The organism is Microbacterium indicum DSM 19969 (assembly GCF_000422385.1).
Classification (GTDB): domain Bacteria; phylum Actinomycetota; class Actinomycetes; order Actinomycetales; family Microbacteriaceae; genus Microbacterium; species Microbacterium indicum.
Map to the genome: position 1 here is coordinate 469,534 of NZ_AULR01000001.1, position 17,006 is coordinate 486,539.

A 17,006-nucleotide genomic window follows, 5' to 3' on the forward strand; every position below is an offset into this window, starting at 1 on the left:
GGCGGAACACCGGGATCCCCATGCACATCGCCCAGCTCACCTACTCGACCAAGCCGCGCGGCGGCGTCGTCCACACCCTCGCCCTCTCGGAGGCGCTCGCGGAGCGCGGCCACGACGTCGAGGTCTGGACCCTCGGTCGCGGCGGAGACCGCGCCTTCTTCCGCGACGTCGACCCGCGGGTGCGGGTCCGCGTCGTCCCTTTCGCGGCGCGCGAAGGCGAGCCCGTCGGCGACCGGATCGAGCGATCGATCCGCGCGCTCGCGTCCGCGTTCGACTCCGACGCCGACATCGTCCACGCCCAGGACTGCATCTCGGCGAACGCCGTCCTCGATGCCGGGGCGGCCTGCATCCGCACGATCCACCACCTCGACGCCTTCACGACGCCCCGCCTCGTCGAGTGCCACGAGCATGCGATCCACGCCCCCAGCGCCAGGATCTGCGTCTCGCGCGCCGTGGCCGACGAGGTCGCCGCCGCGTACGGGTACCGCCCCGAGGTCATCCCCAACGGCGTCGACGCGGCGCGGTTCGTCCGCGCTGCGGGACCCGACGGCGCGGCGGGACGCTCCGCCTGGGCCGATCGCCTCGGCGACTACGTGCTCGCGCTCGGCGGCATCGAGCCGCGCAAGGGGACGATCGACCTGCTCGAGGCGTTCGCGAGGATCCGTCGTCCGGGGCTCGGCCTCGTGATCGGGGGCGGCGAGACGCTGTTCGACTACCGCGACTACCGCGAGCGCTTCGATGCGCGCGCACGCGCTCTCGGCGTCGAGCCCGTCGTGCTCGGGCCCGTCGACGACGACGCGCTGCCCGCCCTCGTCGCCCAGGCGCGCGTGCTCGGCTTCCCGTCGACCAGAGAGGGGTTCGGGCTCGCGGCGATGGAGGCGCTCGCGGCCGGCATTCCCGTCGTCGCACGCGACCTCCCCGTGCTGCGCGAGGTCTTCGGCGACACCGTGCGCTACGGTTCCGACGCCGCGGGGATCGCGGAGGCGCTCGAGTCGGCGCTCGCGGGCGGTTCCGGCGACACCGCGCCCGGCAGGCGCCTCGCCGAGACCTGCTCGTGGGCCGAGGCCGCCCGCGCGCACGAGGACTTCTACGCGCGCCACCTCGCGAGAAGCGGGGCGCCCGCGTGACCCGCGTCACCTTCTCGCGGATCATCGCCGACCGGGCGCGCGCGGATCCGCACGGACGCCTCGTCGTCGACGAGCGGGGGTCCCTCACGGCGCGCGAGCTCGACCGCGCGGCGACCGCGCTCGCGCACGCCCTCGTCCGCCGCGGGATCGGTCTCGACGACACCGTCGTCGTCGCGCTCCCCAACGGCGCCGACTTCGTCATCGCCTGCGCCGCCGTCTGGCGCGCCGGCGCGACGCCCCAGCCCCTGAACCCCCGCCTCCTCTCCGCGGAGCGACGCGAGATCGAACGGATCGGCGCGCCGGCCGCCGCGATCGGCGCCCGCCCCGAGACGCCGGGGATCCCGTGGTTCCCGAGCGCCCGGATCGCGCCCGCCGCCGGCCCGCTGCCCGACGTCGCCGCGAGCTGCTGGAAGGCTCCGGCGACCTCCGGATCCACGGGCCGGCCCAAGATCGTCCGGGCGGCGGCGCCCGCGCTGCTCGACCCGGCGCTCCCCGTCGCCGCGTTCCTGCCTCGGGTCGCGACGCAGGTGGTGGCGGGCCCCCTGTGGCACTCCGCGGTGTTCACCTACGCCTTCCGCGGCCTGCTGACGGGCCACAGGCTCGTCATCATGGATCGCTTCGACGCCGCGCGCTGGGTCGCTCTCGTCGAACGGCACAGCGCCACGTGGGGCCTTCTCGTGCCGACGATGATGTCGCGGATCCTGCGGCTTCCCGAGCCCGAGCGCGCGCCGTCGCGCGTGCGGAGCCTCGAGCGCGTCCTCCACATGGGCTCGCCCTGCTCCCCCGACCTCAAGCGCGCATTCCTCGCCTGGCTCGGCCCCGACCGCGTCGACGAGGTCTACGCGGGGAGCGAGTCGAACGGTCTCACCCACATCACGGGCACCGAGTGGCTCGCGCACCCGGGAAGCGTGGGGCGCGGGATCGGAGGCACCGTCATCGCGATCCGCGACGAGCGCGGCGCGGACCTGCCGCCGGGCGGGGTCGGGATGATCTGGATGCACCGCGGCGACGCGCCCGCCTACGCGTACGTCGGAGCGCGGTCACGGCGCGACGCGGACGGGTGGGACAGTCTCGCCGACCTGGGCAGCCTGGACGCCGAGGGGTATCTCTTCGTGCACGACCGCGCCGACGATCTCATCGACCGCGGGGGCGAGAGGATCGCGCCGGCCGTCGTCGAGGCCGCGCTCGAGTCGCATTCCGCCGTCGTCGAGGCGGCCGCCTTCGGGGTCCCCGACGACGACCTCGGGCAGGCGGTCCACGCCGTCGTGCGGCTCGGGGATCCCGCCGTCACGACCGACGAGATCCGCGCGTTCGCGGTGCGCAGGCTGGGGAACCGGGCCCCCGCGGTCGTCCACCGCGCCGAGCTGCCGCTCCGCGACGAGGCAGGCAAGATCCGGAGATCGGCCCTCGCCGCGCGCGTCGCGCCCTGAGTCAGACCTCGATGTCGATCGCCGCGCGGCTCGTCTTGAAGCGGGCGACGAGCGCGACGACCTCGAGGTGCGCGGGGTGCGTCGCGTAGACGTCGAGCGCGGCGCGGTCCTCGAACTCGGCGACGAGGCCCAGCGCGGCGTTGCCGTCGATGCCGAGGTCGGCGCCCGCCTTCATCGAGAGGAGTCCGGGGACCTTCCCGACGAGCGCCTCGAGGGCCCCCGCGGTCTCGTCGAGCGCCTCGCGGGTCGTGCCCTCGGCGGCGCCGAACAGGACGATGTGGCGGATCATGCCTTCTCCTTCGTGAGCGCGTCGCGCAGCCGGTCGGGGCTCACGCGCCAGTGGCCGTGCAGCTCGCCGTCGATCAGCACGACGGGCACCTTCTCCCACCACTCGTCGTAGAGCGCGCGGTCCTCGGCGATCGAGAGCTCGCGCACCTCGATCGCGTCGGCGACGGCGTCGGGGAGCTCGGCGATCGTGTGTTCGACGACCTCGCGCGCGACGTCGCAGAGGTGGCAGTCGGGCTTCGAGATGATCGTGACGTCGGTCACTTCTCGACCTCGTAGCCGGCCTGGATCCACGCGTCGGTGCCGCCGGCGACGTTCGTCGCGTCGTAGCCGCGCTGGTCGAGCGCGTTCACGGCCTGCGCCGAGCGCCCGCCGAGCTTGCAGATCACGTTGAACTCGGCCGGGAGCTCGTCCAGCCGGCCGCCCAGGTCGCCGAGGGGGATGTTGATCGCGCCGGGCACGTGGCCCTCGGCGTACTCCCACTCCTCGCGCACGTCGATGAGCGGCTTGTCCTGCTGCGCCGAGAGGTCGGCGACCGTGATCTCCTGCATGCGTCCATCCTCCCCCAGTTCAGGGCGGGCGGGATCTTACGGATCCGTCACATCCCGTTCGCGTGTCGGGGGTCGGGCCTACGCTCGCCGCATGAGCGGATCCGAGCGCCCGACGCGGTGGATGGCGGCCCTCGCGGGCATCGCGTCGGCCGCGCTGGGCCTCGGCGTGGGCGAGCTCGTCGGCGCGTTCGTCGACCCGGCGTCGGCGCCCCTCTCGGCCGTCGGCTCGGCCGCGATCGACCTCGCGCCGGCGTGGGCGAAGGACCTCGCGATCTCCCTGTTCGGCACGGGAGACAAGGCCGCGCTCCTCGTGTTCATCGGCGTCGTCGTCGCGGCCGTCGCCGCCGTCGCGGGCGTCGTCCAGCGATCGCATCGGCCGTGGGGCGCGGTGCTGGCGTGCGCGATCGGGGTCGTCGGGGTCGCGGCGGCGATGACGCGGGCGGCGGCGGGCCCGCTCGCTCCCCTGCCGTCGATCCTCGCGGGCCTCGCGGCGGCCGTCGCGCTCTCGCGGATCGTCGGGCGGGAGTCGCCGCCCGGCGCCCAGCCGCAGGGCCTCACGCGGCGCGGGTTCTTCGTGGCGAGCGGCGCCGCGGCGGTCGTCGGCGTCGCGCTCGTCGGCCTGTCGGCCGCGCGCCGGGGCATCTCGACGGGCGCGAGCGCGCTGCGCGAGGCCGTGCGCCTGCCGCGCGCCGCGTCGACCGCGACGCTTCCCGCCGGCGCCGAGCTCGGCGTCGACGGGCTGACCCCCGTCGTGACGCCGAACGACGCGTTCTACCGCATCGACACGGCGCTCGTGATCCCGCAGCTCGATCCGTCCGAGTGGTCGCTGCGGATCCACGGCATGGTCGAACACGAGATCACGATCACCTGGCAGGAGCTGCTGGCCCTGCCGCTCGAGGAGTCGTACACGACGCTCGCGTGCGTCTCGAACACCGTCGGCGGCGGGCTCGTCGGCAACGCGCTCTGGCTCGGCTACCCGATCCGCGAGCTCCTCGCCCGCGCCGTGCCCTCCGCCGACGCCGACATGGTGCTGTCGCGCTCGCACGACGGCTTCACCGCCGGGACTCCGCTCGAGACCCTGACCGACGAGCGAGACGCGATCCTCGCGGTGGGCATGAACGGCGACCCGCTCCCCGTCGAGCACGGCTTCCCCGTGCGCATGGTCGTGCCCGGTCTCTACGGCTACGTGTCGGCGACGAAGTGGGTCACCGAGCTCGAGGTCACCCGCTTCGACCGGGCCCGGGCGTACTGGACCGACCGCGGCTGGTCGGCCGAGGGGCCCATCAAGATGGAGTCGCGCATCGACGTGCCGCGCGGCCCCGACGTCGCCGCGGGCAGCGTCGCGATCGCGGGCGTCGCGTGGAACCAGCACACGGGCGTCTCGGGCGTCGAGGTCCGGATCGACGACGGCGGGTGGCAGGCCGCCGAGCTCGCGACCGCGATCTCCGACGACACCTGGGTGCAGTGGACGACGAGCGCGGATCTCGCCCCGGGCGAGCACACGATCCGGTGCCGCGCGATCGGGGCCGACGGCGAGGTGCAGACGAGCGAGGTCGCCGACCCCGCCCCGAACGGCGCGTCCGGGTGGCACGCCCGCACCGTCACGGCCGCCTGATGCGGCCGATCCATCCGTCGGCGCCCCAGCGCCCGGCGGCCGAGCCCGAGAGGAGGACGACGACGGCGAGCACCGCCATCGCGGGGTACTGCCAGATCAGCTGATCCGACAGCCAGTAGAGCGCGAGCGTCGCGGCGCCCGCCGCCGCGACGAGCCGCGTCGCGAGCCCGGCGACGAGCAGCGCCCCGAGGGCGACCTCGAGCAGCGGGATCCCGACGCCGAAGAGCCCCGAGAGCGGCGCCATGACCGACTCGGCGAACGCGGTGAAGGCGCCGGGGACCCGGGGGTTCTGCTCGGCGCTCGAGACGACGAGGCGGATGTCGGCGGCCCCGAAGCCCGCTCGGTACTTGGTCGCGCCCTCGAGGATCCACAGCACGCCGAGCGCGAGGCGCGCCGCCCCGGCGAGAGCCGAGGCGACGCGGGAAGCACGGGCGGCGCGCGGGTCGCGTGCGCCCATCACATCAGCTCCGCTGCCCCGAAGACGGCGTTCGCCTTGTCGCAGTGCACGACGAGATCGGTGTAGCCCGACGCGTCGACGTCGATCGCGAACGTCTGCGAGGCCTCGTCGAACGCGACGTCTCCGAGCTCGACGCCGGCCGCGACCGCCGCCTCGTCGGTGCCGTTCGCGAGATACAGGTGCAGGTCGGGGCCCTCGTCGGACGAGAAGCCCGAGAGCACGACCTCCCCGTCCGAGATCGTCGCGGTGCCCTCGACGCTCTTGTCGTTCTCGCCGACGAACGCGCCGGTGAGCTCGGCCATGGGGGTGGCGCTCATCGAGTCGGCGGGCGTCTGCGACGTCGCGCTCGCGGCGCCGTCGCCCGAGCCCGCGCCGCATCCCGCGAGCAGGAGCGCGGCGCCGACGACGGCGGATCCGATCAGGAGCTTCGTGTTCAGCATGGGGTTCCTCTTCTCCGGCCGCGCGCTTCGCGGCCCGGGTCCGAGTGAAGCGGCGGGCGACCCGGCCGCGACCGGATCTTTCAGAACCGTAAGCTTCGGTCCCCGCGCGGAAGGCCGCGGATACGCTCGCCTCATGCAGTCGGAACCGCGCGTCATGGTCGTCGAGGACGACGCCGCCGTGCGCACCGTCGTCGGCGACTACCTCGGGGCCGCGGGGCTCGCGGTGTCGCTCTACGGCGACGGCGTCTCGGCGCGGGAGGCGCTCCGCCGCGAGCTGCCCGACGTGCTCGTCGTCGACCGCATGCTGCCCGGCGCGAGCGGCGACGAGATCTGCCGCGAGGTGCGCGAGCGATCCGATCTCCCGATCCTCATGCTCACGGCCCTCGGCGGCGTCGAGAACCGCATCGAGGGGCTCGAGCACGGAGCCGACGACTACCTCACGAAGCCCTTCGCGATGCGCGAGCTGCAGCTGCGCGTTCAGGCCCTCGTGCGCCGGCGGCGGGCGGCCGACCCCGTCGCCGTGCTGACGGCGGGGCGCTTCCGCATCGACCCCGCCCACCGCCGCGCGTGGGCGGACGACCGCGAGATCGCGCTCACGACGCGCGAGTACGAGCTCCTCCTGCACCTCGCGCGCCACGCCGACGAGCTGCTGACGCGCGACGACCTCCTGCGCTCGGTCTGGGGCTGGGCCGCGGGCGACGGGTCGACCGTCACGGTGCACGTGCGGCGCCTGCGCGAGAAGATCGAGCCCGACCCGCGCGACCCCGTCTACCTCCGCACCGTGTGGGGCGAGGGATACCGCTTCACGCCGTCGGGCAGCGCCCGATGATGCTCGGCGCGGGCGACATCGCCCTCATCGTCGGCATCGCGCTCGCCTCGACGCTCGTCGTCGTCGCGGCCGAGGTCCTCGTGCTGCGCGCCATGCGCGGCCGATCGATCGCCCTCCACGTCGCGATCGCGACGGCCGGGGCGATCCTCGCGATCGTCCTCGCGACCGTCTCGGTCATGGCGCTCATGTACGTGTCGCCGCACGACCTCACGGTCTTCGGATGGATCACGGGCGTCTCCGCCGCGGCGAGCCTCGCCGCCGCGTGGCTGGTCGCGCGCCGCGTCGCGCGCGCCTCGGCGCAATCGCTCGTCGCCTCGGCCGAGCAGATCGCGGCTGGCGAGGTCGTCGAGCCCGGGCGCCCCGAGCTGCGCGAGTTCGCCGCGGTCTCCGAAGAGCTCGCCCGCACGTCGTCCCGCCTGGCCGAGGCGCGCGCCGAGATCGACAAGCTCGACGGCGCGCGCCGCCAGTTCCTCGCCTGGATCTCGCACGACCTCCGCACGCCGCTCGCGGGGATCCGCGCGCTCTCCGAGGCCGCGGCCGACGGGGTCGGCGACCCGCGGCGCATCTCGCGCGACATCCAGGTGCGCGTCGACGTGCTCGACCGCATGGTCGACGACCTGTTCCAGCTCTCGAAGCTCGAGACGGGGACCCTCGTCCTGCACCGCGAGCTCGTCTCGCTGCTCGACGTCGTGTCGGACGCGGTCGTCGACGTGCGCGACGCCGCACGAGCCCGCGGGATCCGCATCGTGCCGTCGTCGATCGAGGGCCGCATGCTCTGGGCCGATCCCCGCGAGCTCGGCCGCGCGATCGGGAACCTCCTGCAGAACGCCGTGCGCCACGCCCCCGACGGCTCGGACATCGTCATCGCGGCCCATACGCGCGGCGACGGGCACCTCGTGATCAGCGTCATCGACCACGGTACGGGCGTCGACAGCTCCGACCTCGGCCGCATCTTCGACGTCGGCTGGCGCGCCGCGGACGCCCGCACGGGCGACGCCGCGGGCGCGGGTCTCGGGCTCGCGATCGTCCGCGGCATCGCGCAGGCGCACGGCGGCGACGTCGACGCCGAGAACCTCGCGGGCGGCTTCCGGCTGAGCGTCGCGCTGCCGATCGGCGGCGAGGTCTGACGCCGCGGACATGACGAACGCCGGCCCGCCCTGAGGCGGAGCCGGCGTTCGGTGCGACGCTTACTTCTTGTTGCGACGCTGGTGGCGGGTCTTGCGAAGCAGCTTGCGGTGCTTCTTCTTCGCCATGCGCTTGCGGCGCTTCTTGATGACAGATCCCATGGGAACCTCGCTGATGTCTAGTGTGCGGATGCCGGGCACGAGCAGATGCCGGCGTCCGAAACGAAAACGGGCACGGCAGAAAAAAGTGCCTCTCGCCATCTTACAGGACGCCAGGTCCCGCACGAATTCAGGCGGGCTTCAGGATGCCTGGGCTTCTCCGGGGAACCGCATCGCCTCGGTGACGGCGGTCTCGGGGACCCGGTAGCTGCGACCGAAGCGCACGGCCGGCAGCTCGCCCGCGTGCACGAGGCGGTAGACCGTCATCTTCGAGACGCGCATGATGTCGGCGACCTCGGCAACGGTCAGAAACCGCACGTCGGGCAGCTCGGCCATGGAATCACCCTCCCCAGGTGTTCGTTACCCGCCCACTCTAGGGGCAGGAGCATTCCGGTGTAAACCTGCGGGACAGGCGTGACGGGTGTGACTCGCGCGGGCTCATCATCGGGACATAGGTCGCGCAGGCGAACCGGCTAGGCGCCGGGTCCACGATGATCCGCATGACAGACGCCAGCACCCGCCCTCTGCCCATGGAGCCGACCCCGCCGATCCCGGAGCCGGCCATCACCCGCCCGCCCGCCGACCAGGTTCCGCACGACACCGCGATCACGGCGACGGCCGCCCCCGAGAAGCCCGCGACCCTCACGCTCGCCGAGACCCCCGTCGCGCAGCAGGCGCCCGGCGCGCAGGCGCCGACGCCGGAGGATCCCTACCCCGCTCCCCCGCAGGCGGTCGTCGTCCCCGCGGCACAGGAGCGGCCGTCGGCCGAGCAGTACGCCCCGGTCGCGCAGCAGACTCCCGTCCAGGCGCACCCGGCCGCGCAGCAGCCCGCGCCCCAGAGGCCCGCGCGCCGCAGGCGAGGATGGGCGATCGGCGGCGGCATCGCCGCGGGCGTCCTCATGCTCGGGCTCGCGTTCGGAAGCGGGATCGCCGCCGGCGCGGCTCTGTCGGGCGGGCTCGGCGGCCAGGCCACGCAGCAGACGGACACGGGCACGGGCGGCTTCCCCTCCGACGGCTCGTTCCCCGGCGGCGGCTTCCCCGGCCAGGACGGATCGACCGACGACGGCACGACCGACGGATCCGGCACCTGATCCGGGTTCGGGCCGCGCCGCCCGAACCTGAGCGCCTCCTGTGACAGACTGACGCCGTTCGGCTCGCGACAGGAGGCACCATGGATCTGAGCGGCGTGCAGGCGGTTCTCGATGCGGTCGGCGGATTCGTGTGGGGGCCGTTCTTCCTCATCCCCCTCCTCTTCGCGACGGGTCTCTATCTCACGGTCCGCCTCGGCGGCCTGCAGTTCCTGAAGCTCTTCCCCGCGCTGCGCCTCGCCTTCGGCCGCAAGGACTCGGGCTCCGACGGCGACATCTCGAACTTCCAGGCGCTCACGACGGCCCTCGCCGCGACGGTCGGCACGGGCAACATCGTCGGTGTCGCCACCGCGATCGGCATCGGCGGGCCCGGGGCCCTGTTCTGGATGTGGGTCACGGGGCTGCTCGGCATGGCGTCGAAGTACTCCGAGGCGTTCCTCGGCGTGCGGTACCGCACGACCGACGCGGCCGGCGAGAAGTCGGGCGGGCCGCAGTACTACCTCGAGCGCGGGATCCGCGGCCCCGTGGGCAAGATCCTCGGCCTCGCGTTCTCGATCTTCGCCGTCCTCGCGTGCTTCGGCATCGGCAACATGACGCAGGGCAACTCGATCGCCGTGAACCTCGAGTCGACCTTCTCGGTTCCGAACTGGGTCACGGGCATCGTCCTGACGATCTTCGCCCTCGCGGTGCTGGTCGGCGGCATCAAGTCGATCGGCCGCGTCACCGCGGGCCTCGTGCCGATCATGATCGTCTTCTATGTGCTCGGCGCGCTGTACATCCTCGGCGCGAACATCGGCGACATCCCCGCGGCGTTCGGCCAGATCTTCGCCGAGGCCTTCACGGGCACGAGCGCCGTCGGAGGCTTCGCGGGCTCTGCGGTCATCATCGCGGTCCAGTACGGCTTCGCCCGCGGCATCTTCTCGAACGAGTCGGGCATGGGATCCGCGGCGATCGCCGCCTCGGCGGCGCAGACCTCGCACCCCGTGCGGCAGGGGCTCGTGTCGATGACCCAGACGTTCATCGACACGATCATCGTCGTCACCTGCACGGGCCTCGTCATCGTCACGACGGGCGTCTGGAACCAGGTCGACCCCGAGACCGGCGGGCAGATCAGCGCGGCCCTCATGACGGGCGAGGCGTTCTCGCACGGCCTGCCGGGCGACTGGGGCCACTACATCGTGACGATCGGCCTCGTGCTGTTCGCGGGATCCACGATCCTCGGCTGGTCGTACTACGGCGAGCGCAACATCGAGCGCCTCTTCGGCCGGCGCCTCGTGCTGCCGTTCCGCATCGTCTTCTCGCTCGTCGTCTACGTCGGGTGCACGACGGAGCTCAGCGTCGTGTGGTCGTTCTCCGACGTCATGAACGGGCTCATGGCCCTGCCGAACCTCATCGGCCTCCTGATCCTGTCGGGCCTCGTCGCGCGCGAGACCCGCGCGTACCTCCGGCACGACCCGAAGCTCACGGCGACGCGCGCCGAGGTCGAGGAGTTCATGGCGGACGACGAGGGGTGGCGCGACTGGCGCGCCCAGGACTCGGCCGCCGCGCGGTGACGCGGCCGGGCGTCAGCGGTCGAGCGCCGCGAAGCGCTCGACGTCCTCGTTGCTGCCCGAGACGATGATGAGGTCGTGGTTCGTGACGATCGTGTCGGCCTCGGCGTAGCGGAAGGGCTTCGCGGGGCTCTTGACGCCCACGACGGTGACGTTGTACTTCGTGCGCATGCCCGAGTCGGTCAGCGAGATCCCGCGGATGAACTTCGGCGGGTACATCTTCGCGAGCACGAAGTCGTCGTCGAAGCGGATGAAGTCGAGCATGCGCCCGCTCACGAGGTGCGCGACGCGCTCCCCCGCCTCGCGCTCCGGGTAGATCACGTGGTTCGCGCCCACGCGCGAGAGGATCTTCCCGTGCGACTGGCTCGTCGCCTTCGCCCAGATCTGCGGCACCTTGAGGTCGACGAGGTTCGCTGTGATGAGCACAGAGGCCTCGATCGACGAGCCGACCGCGACGACGGCCACCTGGAAGTCCTGCGCGCCGATCTGCTTGAGCGCCTCCATGTTGCGCGCGTCGGCCTGGACCGCGTGGGTCACCCGCTCGGACCACTTCTGCACGAGCCCGAGGTCGGCGTCGATCGCGAGGACGTCGCGGTCGAGGCGGTCGAGCTCGCCGGCGCACGCGGCGCCGTAGCGGCCGAGGCCTATGACGAGCACGGGAGCGTCGCTGCGGATCTGCTCAACCAACGATCGGCCTTTCGACGGGCAGCGCGTAGAGCTGCCTCCGAGACGTCGCGGCGACCGCCGCGGCGAGAGTGACTGTACCAACGCGGCCCATGAAGATGGTCGCCGCCATGACGTAGAGCGCGGGGTCCGGGAGCGTCGCCGTGAGCCCCGTCGAGAGCCCCACGGTGCCGAACGCCGAGATGACGTCGAAGAGCACCTCGGCGATGGGGGCGTGGGTGATCTGGGCGATCGTGATCGTGCCGACCGCGACGATCGTCGCGCCCCACGCGAAGACCGCGACGGCGACGCGCTGCACGTCGCTCGGGATCCGGCGCCCGAAGGCCTGGACCGAGGGGCGGCCCTTCGCCTCCGACATGACCGAGAGCACGAGAACCGCGAGGGTCGTGACCTTGATGCCGCCGGCCGTCGACGCGGATCCGCCTCCCACGAACATGAGCATGCAGCTGACGATCATGCTCGACCCGTAGAGCGAGTCCATGTCGACGATCGAGAAGCCGCCCGAACGCGTCATCGACGACATGAAGAACGACTGGAAGATCGTGTCGCCGACGCCCATCGACCCGAAGGTCCCGGGGTTGCCGTACTCGAGGCCCAGGTAGGCGATCGCGCCGACGACGAAGAGCGTGATCGTCGTGATGAGGGTCAGGCGCACGTGCAGGCCCCACGTCTTGGGGTGCAGGAGGGTCGCGCGCCGGGGGTGGAAGAGGTGGCGCGAGAGCGCGAAGAGCACGGGGAAGCCGAGGGATCCGACGAAGACCGTCGCCATGATCACCGACAGCGCGAAGTAGTCGTGCGCGAAGACCGAGATGCCGCCGTCGTTGAAGGTGAAGCCCGTGTTGGTGAACGCCATCGCCGCGTAGCCGTACGCGTGCCCGAGGCCCGACCAGAAGCCGTACTCGCGCGACATCGACGGGAGGAGGAGGACCGCCGCGAGCGCCTCGATGACGATCGTCGAGAGCGCGACCGTGCGCAGCAGCAGGCCAACCTGGCCGAGCTGCACCGCCTGCGACTCGTTGACGGCGCCGCCGTGGGCGCGGAGCGGGTTCGTGTCGCTCGCCGCCATGAGCTTCGCGCGCAGGCCGACGCGGCGCGACACGATGAACCCGAGCATCGAGGCGAGCGTCAGGGCGCCCATGCCGCCGATGTTGACGCCGACGACGAGCACGATCTCGCCGAACAGCGACCAGTGCGACGACATGTCGACGCTCGTGAGGCCCGTGACGCAGATCATCGACATCGCCGTGAACATCGCGTCGGCGATGGGCGTCGCGTGCCCGTCGGCCGCCGAGATCGGCAGGGCGAGGATCGCCGTGAAGATCATGACGAGCGAGGCGAAGACGAGGATCGCGAAACGCGCGGGCGACTGCGTCGTGATGACCCGGAAGAGGTGCCACACCTCGCGGGCGATTCGCTCGAGCAACCCGGGGCGTGCCGCCGACTCGCCTGCGCTCATGCCGCGTGCCGCCCCCTGATCGACCGAATGGACGACGATCATCGTACCCGCATGCCCGCGATGTCATACGCTGAGCGTTATGGCCGACATCTTCGACGTGATCGCCGACGGAACCCGGCGCGACATCCTCTCGCTCCTGCTCGACCGCGACCAGGATTCGCAGACGGGGACGAGCGTCTCGCAGATCGTCGCCGAGCTCAGCGTCAGCCAGCCGACGGTCTCGAAGCACCTCAAGGTGCTGCGCGAGGCGGGCCTCGTGACGGTCCGCGAGGAGGGGCAGCACCGCTTCTACCGCGTCGACGCCGAGCCGCTCGAGCAGGTCGACGACTGGCTCGTGCCGTTCTTCCACGACGAGGCCGAGCTCGCGGCCGAGGCGACGCAGTCGATCTACGCCTCGATCCCCGAGTCGGCCAACCGCCTCGCGTCGTCGATCGGCCGCACGGCCGCCGTCGTGCAGACGGCCCTCAAGCGCCTGGGCGCCTGAGGACCGCCTCGGTAGCCGTCAGCGCAGCGCGCGCCGGATGAGGACCGAGATCGCCTCGACGACGACGACCATCGCGATGATGACGAGCAGATACGCCATCACCTGATCGAAGTGGCGCCCCTGCAGTGCGCTGAGCAGCAGGAAGCCGATGCCGCCCGCGCCGACGACGCCCAGGAGGGTCGCGGATCGCACGTTCTGCTCGACGACGTACATCAGGTGGCTCACGAGCGCGGGGATCGAGAGCGGCAGCGTCGACGCGAAGAAGACCTGCGTGCGCGTGCCGCCCGCGGCATGCAGGGCGCGCTCGGGTCCGCCCGGCACCTCCTCCATCGAGTCGCCGATCAGCTTGGCCATGAGGCCCACGCCGCCGATCCCGAGCGCGAGCGTCGCCGCCTGCGCCCCGAAGCCCGTCGCAATGATGAAGATGATCGCGACGACGAGGTCCGGGATCGCGCGCAGCACGAGCGCGATGCCCCGGAAGAGGTTGCGGACGAAGCCGTTCGGCGCGACGTTGCGGGCCGAGAGCGGGCCGACGACGGCCGAGATGATCGCCGTCATGAGCGTCGCGGCGAAGGCGATCTGCAGCGTCGTCGCGACGCCCGCGAGGACCGTCTCCCAGGTGCGGGAGCCGAAGTTCAGCGGCCACATCGACCGGTCGAGCGCGGGGTTCTGCACCTGCTCCCACTGCGGTCGGAGGATCGCCGTGACGTCGGGGTGCGTGTAGGCGAACGCCGCGACGACGACCGCGATCCCGAGCCACACCCACAGCGTGTTCGAGACGCGCGAGCGATCCCACGGGCGATGCATCGCGGCCTCGATGCGCGCCGCGCGCCGCTGCGCGTCGGTGAGCGCGGGGGCGGGCCCCGGCGAGGATCCGCGCCGGGCCGCGCGCGTGACCCTGTCGCCGATGCCGCGCCCCGTCGGCTCGACGCCCAGGAGGCGCGAGCGCAGCTGCGAGGAGATGATCTCGAAGACGATGCAGAGCGCGATGATGATGAGGACGAGCGGGAGCACGCGGCGCATGCCCGACGGCCCCGCGTGGAGCGCCTCGTCGAGGTCGTAGCCGAGTCCCGCGACGCCGACGACGCCGAGGATCACGGTGCCGCGCAGGTTGATGTCGGCGCGGTGCAGCGCGACGGCGATCCACGCCGGGAGCGCCTGCGGGACGACGCCCGACCAGAACTCCTGGGCCTTCGACCCGCCGGCCGAGCGGATCGCGAGGCGCGGCCCCTCGTCGATCTGCTCGATCGCGTCGGCGAACATCTTCGAGATCATGCCGACCGAGTGCAGCCCGATCGCGGTGACGGCCGCGAGCATCCCCGAGTCGAACCAGAGGAACGCGAGGAACACGACGATCGCCATGTCGGGGACCGCGCGGGCGACGACGCCGATGCCGCGGCAGAGCGCCACCACCGCGGGGCCGGGGCTCGTGTTGCGCGCGGCGCCGTAGGCGACGGGGATCGAGAGGACGGCGGCGAGCGCGGTCCCCGCGATCACGAGCGCGAGGGTCAGGAGGATCGACTCGACGACCTCCCAGATCGGTTCGAAGCCGACCCAGGTCGTCTCGAAGACCGTGCCGTCGGCCGTCGGGGTCCCGATGACCTCCCAGCCGGGCCACTGGAGCGGCGTCGCCATCGACAGGAAGCGCTGGAGGTTGCCGCCCGTCTCGGCGATGTTGCCGAAGCTGTAGTCGAGCGCGACGAACGAGTAGACACCGAGCCCCAGCACCGCGACGATCGTCGCGTACGAGACGATCGTCGACGTGCGCGGCCGCGGGCGCGGAACCGTGAGGATCCGCTCGGCAAGCGCCGTCACGCGGGCTCCTCGTTCACGGTGTCCCGCGCGAGGCGCTCGGCGGATCCGCGGCGCAGCTCGTTCTGGAGGACCTGCTCGCGCGCCTCGGCGAGCTCGGCGGCGACGGCCTCGAACTCGCTGGTCGACGTCGCGACGCGGCCGTAGATCTCCATGACGGTCTCGCGGCTGATCTCGCCCGTCGGGGTGTCGAGGACGACCTCCCCCGCGCGCAGGCCGACGATGCGGTCGCCCCAGCTGAGCGCCAGGTCGACCTGGTGCAGCGAGCAGACGACCGTGAGGCCGCGCTCGGCGGCGATCTCGCGGATGAGGCCCATGACCTGACTGCTCGACTCGGGGTCGAGCGACGCGACGGGCTCGTCGGCGAGGAGGATCTCCGGGTCCTGCATGAGCGCGCGGGCGATCGCGACGCGCTGCTGCTGGCCGCCCGAGAGCGTGTCGGAGCGCTGGTAGGCGCGGTCGAGCAGCCCGACGCGGTCGAGGTGGCCGAGGGCCCTCTCCCGCAGCGACCGGGGGTACATCATGAGGCCGACGCGCGGGCCGCGCAGGCCCGAGAGCGCACCGGTGAGCACGTTCTCGAGGACCGTCGACGGGCCGACGAGCTCGAACTGCTGGAAGATGAAGCCGATGCGGCCGCGGAGGGCGCGCAGGGCGCGACCCGAGAGGGCCGTGACGTTCTCGCCGAGCGCCTCGACCGATCCGGTCGTCGGCGTCTCGAGCCCGTCGATGTGGCGCAGGAGGGTCGACTTGCCCGAGCCCGAGAGGCCCAAGAGGACGACGATCTCGCCGCGCGCGACGGACAGCGACACCCCCGTGAGGGCCGGGCTCGCGGCTCCGGGATACGTCTTGCCGAGATCCGCGATCCTGACCGCGGGGGCGTCGCTGTTCGTCATCTCAGTTCACTGCCTTCTGTGTCGGCCGCTTACGCGCGGCAGGCCTCGACCTCGTCGGCGACCTCCGCGCACACCGTGCGGATCGTGTCGAAGTACGCGTCGTCGACGGCCTCGAAGCCGAACCAGCCGTCCGTGAGGAAGTCGTTGAGCTCGATGCCCGCGTCGGTGAGCGACGCCTGCGTGCTGTCGGCGATCGCGGCGGTCAGCTCGTCCTTGACGTCCTGCGGGAGCGCACCCTGCATGACGATCGGGGCGCCGGGGACGAGGAAGCGGTCGACCTCCTCGAGCTGGCCCGCGTCGATCAGCGGGTCGGCGTTGAGGTCCTGCGCGAAGCCGACCTGGCAGTCGGTGCCCTCGGCGACCTTCGCGGCGGTGAGGTCGTGCTCCTCGCCGTAGACGGTGTTCTCCTCGGAGACCGTGACGCCGGCCTCCATGAGCTGCGACACGGGGATCGCGCGGCCCGAGGTCGACGTCGGGTTGACGAAGCAGACGGGCTGGTCGGCGAAGTCCTCGAGCGAGGTGACGTCGGTCGCGGCGGGGTTCTTGATCGCGACCGAGTAGTAGCCGGCGGGCTCGCCCTCGGCGGTGATCTGCGCGCCGATGGGCTCGATGTCGGCGCCGGCGGCCTGCGACTGGTAGTAGGTGAACGACGAGATCTGGGCGACGTCGATCTTGTCGGCGGCGAGGCCCTGCACCACGGCCGTGTAGTCGGTGGCCTCGAAGAACTGGACGTCCTTGCCGGTGATCTCGGCGATCCAGTCGGCGATCGGCTGGGCGTCCTGGTCGGCGCCCTCGTGGTCGGGGAGCGTCGCGAAGACGATCGTGTCGTCGCTGCCCGAGGCGAAGGTTCCCTCGGAGGTCGACGCGGCGTCGGCGGTGGCCTCGGAGGTCGCGTCGGCTGAGCCGTCGGCGGACGAGCATCCGGCGAGGGCGGCGATGAGGGCGATGCCGGCGACGGCGGTGGTCGGGAGGCGGAAGCTGCGGAGTCGCATGTGAGCGGCCTTTCTCTCGGCAGCAGGGCG

20 protein-coding genes are annotated in these 17,006 nt (G+C 72.4%); 8 read left to right on the forward strand and 12 right to left on the reverse strand.

Features of this window, described 5'->3' with window-relative positions:
- Positions 1–20: 20 nt before the first annotated feature.
- Together H576_RS0102180 and H576_RS16850 are read left to right on the forward strand one after the other, a co-directional pair.
- Entirely contained in the window at positions 21–1,127 is a 1,107-nt protein-coding gene (locus tag H576_RS0102180) for an MSMEG_0565 family glycosyltransferase (protein ID WP_029149554.1), read from the forward strand.
- A complete protein-coding gene (locus H576_RS16850) occupies positions 1,124–2,557 on the forward strand; it encodes an AMP-binding protein (RefSeq protein ID WP_029149555.1) in 1,434 nt (477 codons plus the stop codon). The genes H576_RS0102180 and H576_RS16850 overlap by 4 nt, the downstream gene beginning before the upstream one ends.
- Position 2,558: 1 nt before the next feature.
- Here H576_RS16850 and H576_RS0102190 read toward each other — a convergent pair whose 3' ends face one another.
- The 3 genes from H576_RS0102190 to H576_RS0102200 are packed head-to-tail and all read right to left on the reverse strand — an operon-like array spanning position 2,559 to position 3,393.
- The gene (locus H576_RS0102190) at positions 2,559–2,846 is read right to left on the reverse strand and encodes a Dabb family protein (RefSeq protein ID WP_029149556.1); all 288 of its coding nucleotides are present in this window, start codon (positions 2,844–2,846) and stop codon (positions 2,559–2,561) included.
- Positions 2,843–3,106 (reverse strand): glutaredoxin family protein, encoded by a 264-nt coding sequence (locus H576_RS0102195; RefSeq protein ID WP_029149557.1) that lies wholly within the window; start codon positions 3,104–3,106, stop codon positions 2,843–2,845. Before H576_RS0102195 ends, H576_RS0102190 begins: the two co-directional genes overlap by 4 nt.
- Positions 3,103–3,393, reverse strand: coding sequence for a rhodanese-like domain-containing protein (locus tag H576_RS0102200; RefSeq protein ID WP_029149558.1), 291 nt, complete (start codon positions 3,391–3,393; stop codon positions 3,103–3,105). The genes H576_RS0102195 and H576_RS0102200 overlap by 4 nt, the downstream gene beginning before the upstream one ends.
- A 91-nt stretch (positions 3,394–3,484) precedes the next feature.
- Between H576_RS0102200 and H576_RS0102205 the strand changes: the two genes are divergently transcribed.
- Positions 3,485–5,008 carry a molybdopterin-dependent oxidoreductase gene (locus H576_RS0102205; RefSeq protein ID WP_084502341.1) on the forward strand — a complete coding sequence of 508 codons (1,524 nt, stop codon included), beginning with the start codon at positions 3,485–3,487 and terminating at the stop codon, positions 5,006–5,008.
- Here H576_RS0102205 and H576_RS0102210 read toward each other — a convergent pair.
- Together H576_RS0102210 and H576_RS0102215 are read right to left on the reverse strand one after the other, a co-directional pair.
- A complete protein-coding gene (locus H576_RS0102210; RefSeq protein WP_051172042.1) occupies positions 4,995–5,465 on the reverse strand; it encodes a DoxX family membrane protein in 471 nt (156 codons plus the stop codon). The genes H576_RS0102205 and H576_RS0102210 overlap by 14 nt on opposite strands.
- Entirely contained in the window at positions 5,465–5,905 is a 441-nt protein-coding gene (locus tag H576_RS0102215; RefSeq protein WP_029149561.1) for a DM13 domain-containing protein, read from the reverse strand. The genes H576_RS0102210 and H576_RS0102215 overlap by 1 nt, the downstream gene beginning before the upstream one ends.
- A gap of 133 nt (positions 5,906–6,038) precedes the next feature.
- Between H576_RS0102215 and H576_RS0102220 the strand changes: the two genes are divergently transcribed.
- Positions 6,039–6,734: a response regulator transcription factor gene (locus tag H576_RS0102220; protein ID WP_029149562.1), complete on the forward strand. Its 696-nt coding sequence runs from the start codon at positions 6,039–6,041 to the stop codon at positions 6,732–6,734.
- The gene (locus tag H576_RS0102225; protein ID WP_211215758.1) at positions 6,731–7,861 is read left to right on the forward strand and encodes a sensor histidine kinase; all 1,131 of its coding nucleotides are present in this window, start codon (positions 6,731–6,733) and stop codon (positions 7,859–7,861) included. The genes H576_RS0102220 and H576_RS0102225 overlap by 4 nt, the downstream gene beginning before the upstream one ends.
- A gap of 60 nt (positions 7,862–7,921) precedes the next feature.
- Here H576_RS0102225 and H576_RS16245 read toward each other — a convergent pair whose 3' ends face one another.
- Together H576_RS16245 and H576_RS0102235 are read right to left on the reverse strand one after the other, a co-directional pair.
- Positions 7,922–8,020 (reverse strand): 30S ribosomal protein bS22, encoded by a 99-nt coding sequence (locus tag H576_RS16245; RefSeq protein WP_003792170.1) that lies wholly within the window; start codon positions 8,018–8,020, stop codon positions 7,922–7,924.
- 138 nt (positions 8,021–8,158) lie between these two features.
- The gene (locus tag H576_RS0102235) at positions 8,159–8,353 is read right to left on the reverse strand and encodes a helix-turn-helix domain-containing protein (RefSeq protein WP_029149564.1); all 195 of its coding nucleotides are present in this window, start codon (positions 8,351–8,353) and stop codon (positions 8,159–8,161) included.
- Positions 8,354–8,517: 164 nt separating this feature from the next.
- Between H576_RS0102235 and H576_RS0102240 the strand changes: the two genes are divergently transcribed.
- Both H576_RS0102240 and H576_RS0102245 read left to right on the forward strand, forming a co-directional pair.
- On the forward strand, positions 8,518–9,108 hold the full coding sequence (locus tag H576_RS0102240) for a hypothetical protein (protein ID WP_156888096.1): 591 nt from the start codon (positions 8,518–8,520) through the stop codon (positions 9,106–9,108).
- Between the two features lie 80 nt (positions 9,109–9,188).
- On the forward strand, positions 9,189–10,658 hold the full coding sequence (locus tag H576_RS0102245) for an alanine/glycine:cation symporter family protein (protein WP_029149566.1): 1,470 nt from the start codon (positions 9,189–9,191) through the stop codon (positions 10,656–10,658).
- A 12-nt stretch (positions 10,659–10,670) separates the two neighbouring features.
- Here H576_RS0102245 and H576_RS0102250 read toward each other — a convergent pair whose 3' ends face one another.
- Both H576_RS0102250 and H576_RS0102255 read right to left on the reverse strand, forming a co-directional pair.
- Positions 10,671–11,342 (reverse strand): potassium channel family protein, encoded by a 672-nt coding sequence (locus H576_RS0102250; RefSeq protein WP_029149567.1) that lies wholly within the window; start codon positions 11,340–11,342, stop codon positions 10,671–10,673.
- Positions 11,335–12,795, reverse strand: a complete 1,461-nt coding sequence (locus tag H576_RS0102255) for a TrkH family potassium uptake protein (RefSeq protein ID WP_029149568.1) — start codon at positions 12,793–12,795, stop codon at positions 11,335–11,337. The genes H576_RS0102250 and H576_RS0102255 overlap by 8 nt, the downstream gene beginning before the upstream one ends.
- Positions 12,796–12,874: 79 nt before the next feature.
- On the opposite strand from H576_RS0102255, the gene H576_RS0102260 reads away from it, so the two are divergent.
- Positions 12,875–13,279, forward strand: coding sequence for an ArsR/SmtB family transcription factor (locus H576_RS0102260; RefSeq protein ID WP_029149569.1), 405 nt, complete (start codon positions 12,875–12,877; stop codon positions 13,277–13,279).
- An 18-nt stretch (positions 13,280–13,297) separates the two neighbouring features.
- Here H576_RS0102260 and H576_RS0102265 read toward each other — a convergent pair whose 3' ends face one another.
- The 3 genes from H576_RS0102265 to H576_RS0102275 are packed head-to-tail and all read right to left on the reverse strand — an operon-like array spanning position 13,298 to position 16,976.
- A complete protein-coding gene (locus tag H576_RS0102265; protein ID WP_029149570.1) occupies positions 13,298–15,094 on the reverse strand; it encodes a PhnE/PtxC family ABC transporter permease in 1,797 nt (598 codons plus the stop codon).
- A complete protein-coding gene (phnC, locus tag H576_RS0102270; protein WP_029149571.1) occupies positions 15,091–15,984 on the reverse strand; it encodes a phosphonate ABC transporter ATP-binding protein in 894 nt (297 codons plus the stop codon). Before phnC ends, H576_RS0102265 begins: the two co-directional genes overlap by 4 nt.
- A 29-nt stretch (positions 15,985–16,013) precedes the next feature.
- Entirely contained in the window at positions 16,014–16,976 is a 963-nt protein-coding gene (locus H576_RS0102275; protein ID WP_029149572.1) for a PhnD/SsuA/transferrin family substrate-binding protein, read from the reverse strand.
- Positions 16,977–17,006 lie beyond the last annotated feature (30 nt).

Bases quoted from the DNA above. Each gene is read 5' to 3' on its own strand.
- H576_RS0102245 (WP_029149566.1), top strand. From the start codon at position 9,189: ATGGATCTGAGCGGCGTGCAGGCGGTTCTCGATGCGGTCGGCGGATTC.
- H576_RS0102180 (WP_029149554.1), top strand. From the start codon at position 21: ATGCACATCGCCCAGCTCACCTACTCGACCAAGCCGCGCGGCGGCGTC.
- H576_RS0102255 (WP_029149568.1), bottom strand. From the start codon at position 12,795: ATGAGCGCAGGCGAGTCGGCGGCACGCCCCGGGTTGCTCGAGCGAATC.
- H576_RS0102240 (WP_156888096.1), top strand. From the start codon at position 8,518: ATGACAGACGCCAGCACCCGCCCTCTGCCCATGGAGCCGACCCCGCCG.
- H576_RS0102190 (WP_029149556.1), bottom strand. From the start codon at position 2,846: ATGATCCGCCACATCGTCCTGTTCGGCGCCGCCGAGGGCACGACCCGC.
- H576_RS0102235 (WP_029149564.1), bottom strand. From the start codon at position 8,353: ATGGCCGAGCTGCCCGACGTGCGGTTTCTGACCGTTGCCGAGGTCGCC.
- H576_RS16245 (WP_003792170.1), bottom strand. From the start codon at position 8,020: ATGGGATCTGTCATCAAGAAGCGCCGCAAGCGCATGGCGAAGAAGAAG.
- H576_RS0102215 (WP_029149561.1), bottom strand. From the start codon at position 5,905: ATGCTGAACACGAAGCTCCTGATCGGATCCGCCGTCGTCGGCGCCGCG.
- H576_RS0102225 (WP_211215758.1), top strand. From the start codon at position 6,731: ATGATGCTCGGCGCGGGCGACATCGCCCTCATCGTCGGCATCGCGCTC.
- H576_RS0102260 (WP_029149569.1), top strand. From the start codon at position 12,875: ATGGCCGACATCTTCGACGTGATCGCCGACGGAACCCGGCGCGACATC.
- H576_RS0102205 (WP_084502341.1), top strand. From the start codon at position 3,485: ATGAGCGGATCCGAGCGCCCGACGCGGTGGATGGCGGCCCTCGCGGGC.
- H576_RS0102210 (WP_051172042.1), bottom strand. From the start codon at position 5,465: ATGGGCGCACGCGACCCGCGCGCCGCCCGTGCTTCCCGCGTCGCCTCG.
- H576_RS0102220 (WP_029149562.1), top strand. From the start codon at position 6,039: ATGCAGTCGGAACCGCGCGTCATGGTCGTCGAGGACGACGCCGCCGTG.
- phnC (WP_029149571.1), bottom strand. From the start codon at position 15,984: ATGACGAACAGCGACGCCCCCGCGGTCAGGATCGCGGATCTCGGCAAG.
- H576_RS0102275 (WP_029149572.1), bottom strand. From the start codon at position 16,976: ATGCGACTCCGCAGCTTCCGCCTCCCGACCACCGCCGTCGCCGGCATC.
- H576_RS0102200 (WP_029149558.1), bottom strand. From the start codon at position 3,393: ATGCAGGAGATCACGGTCGCCGACCTCTCGGCGCAGCAGGACAAGCCG.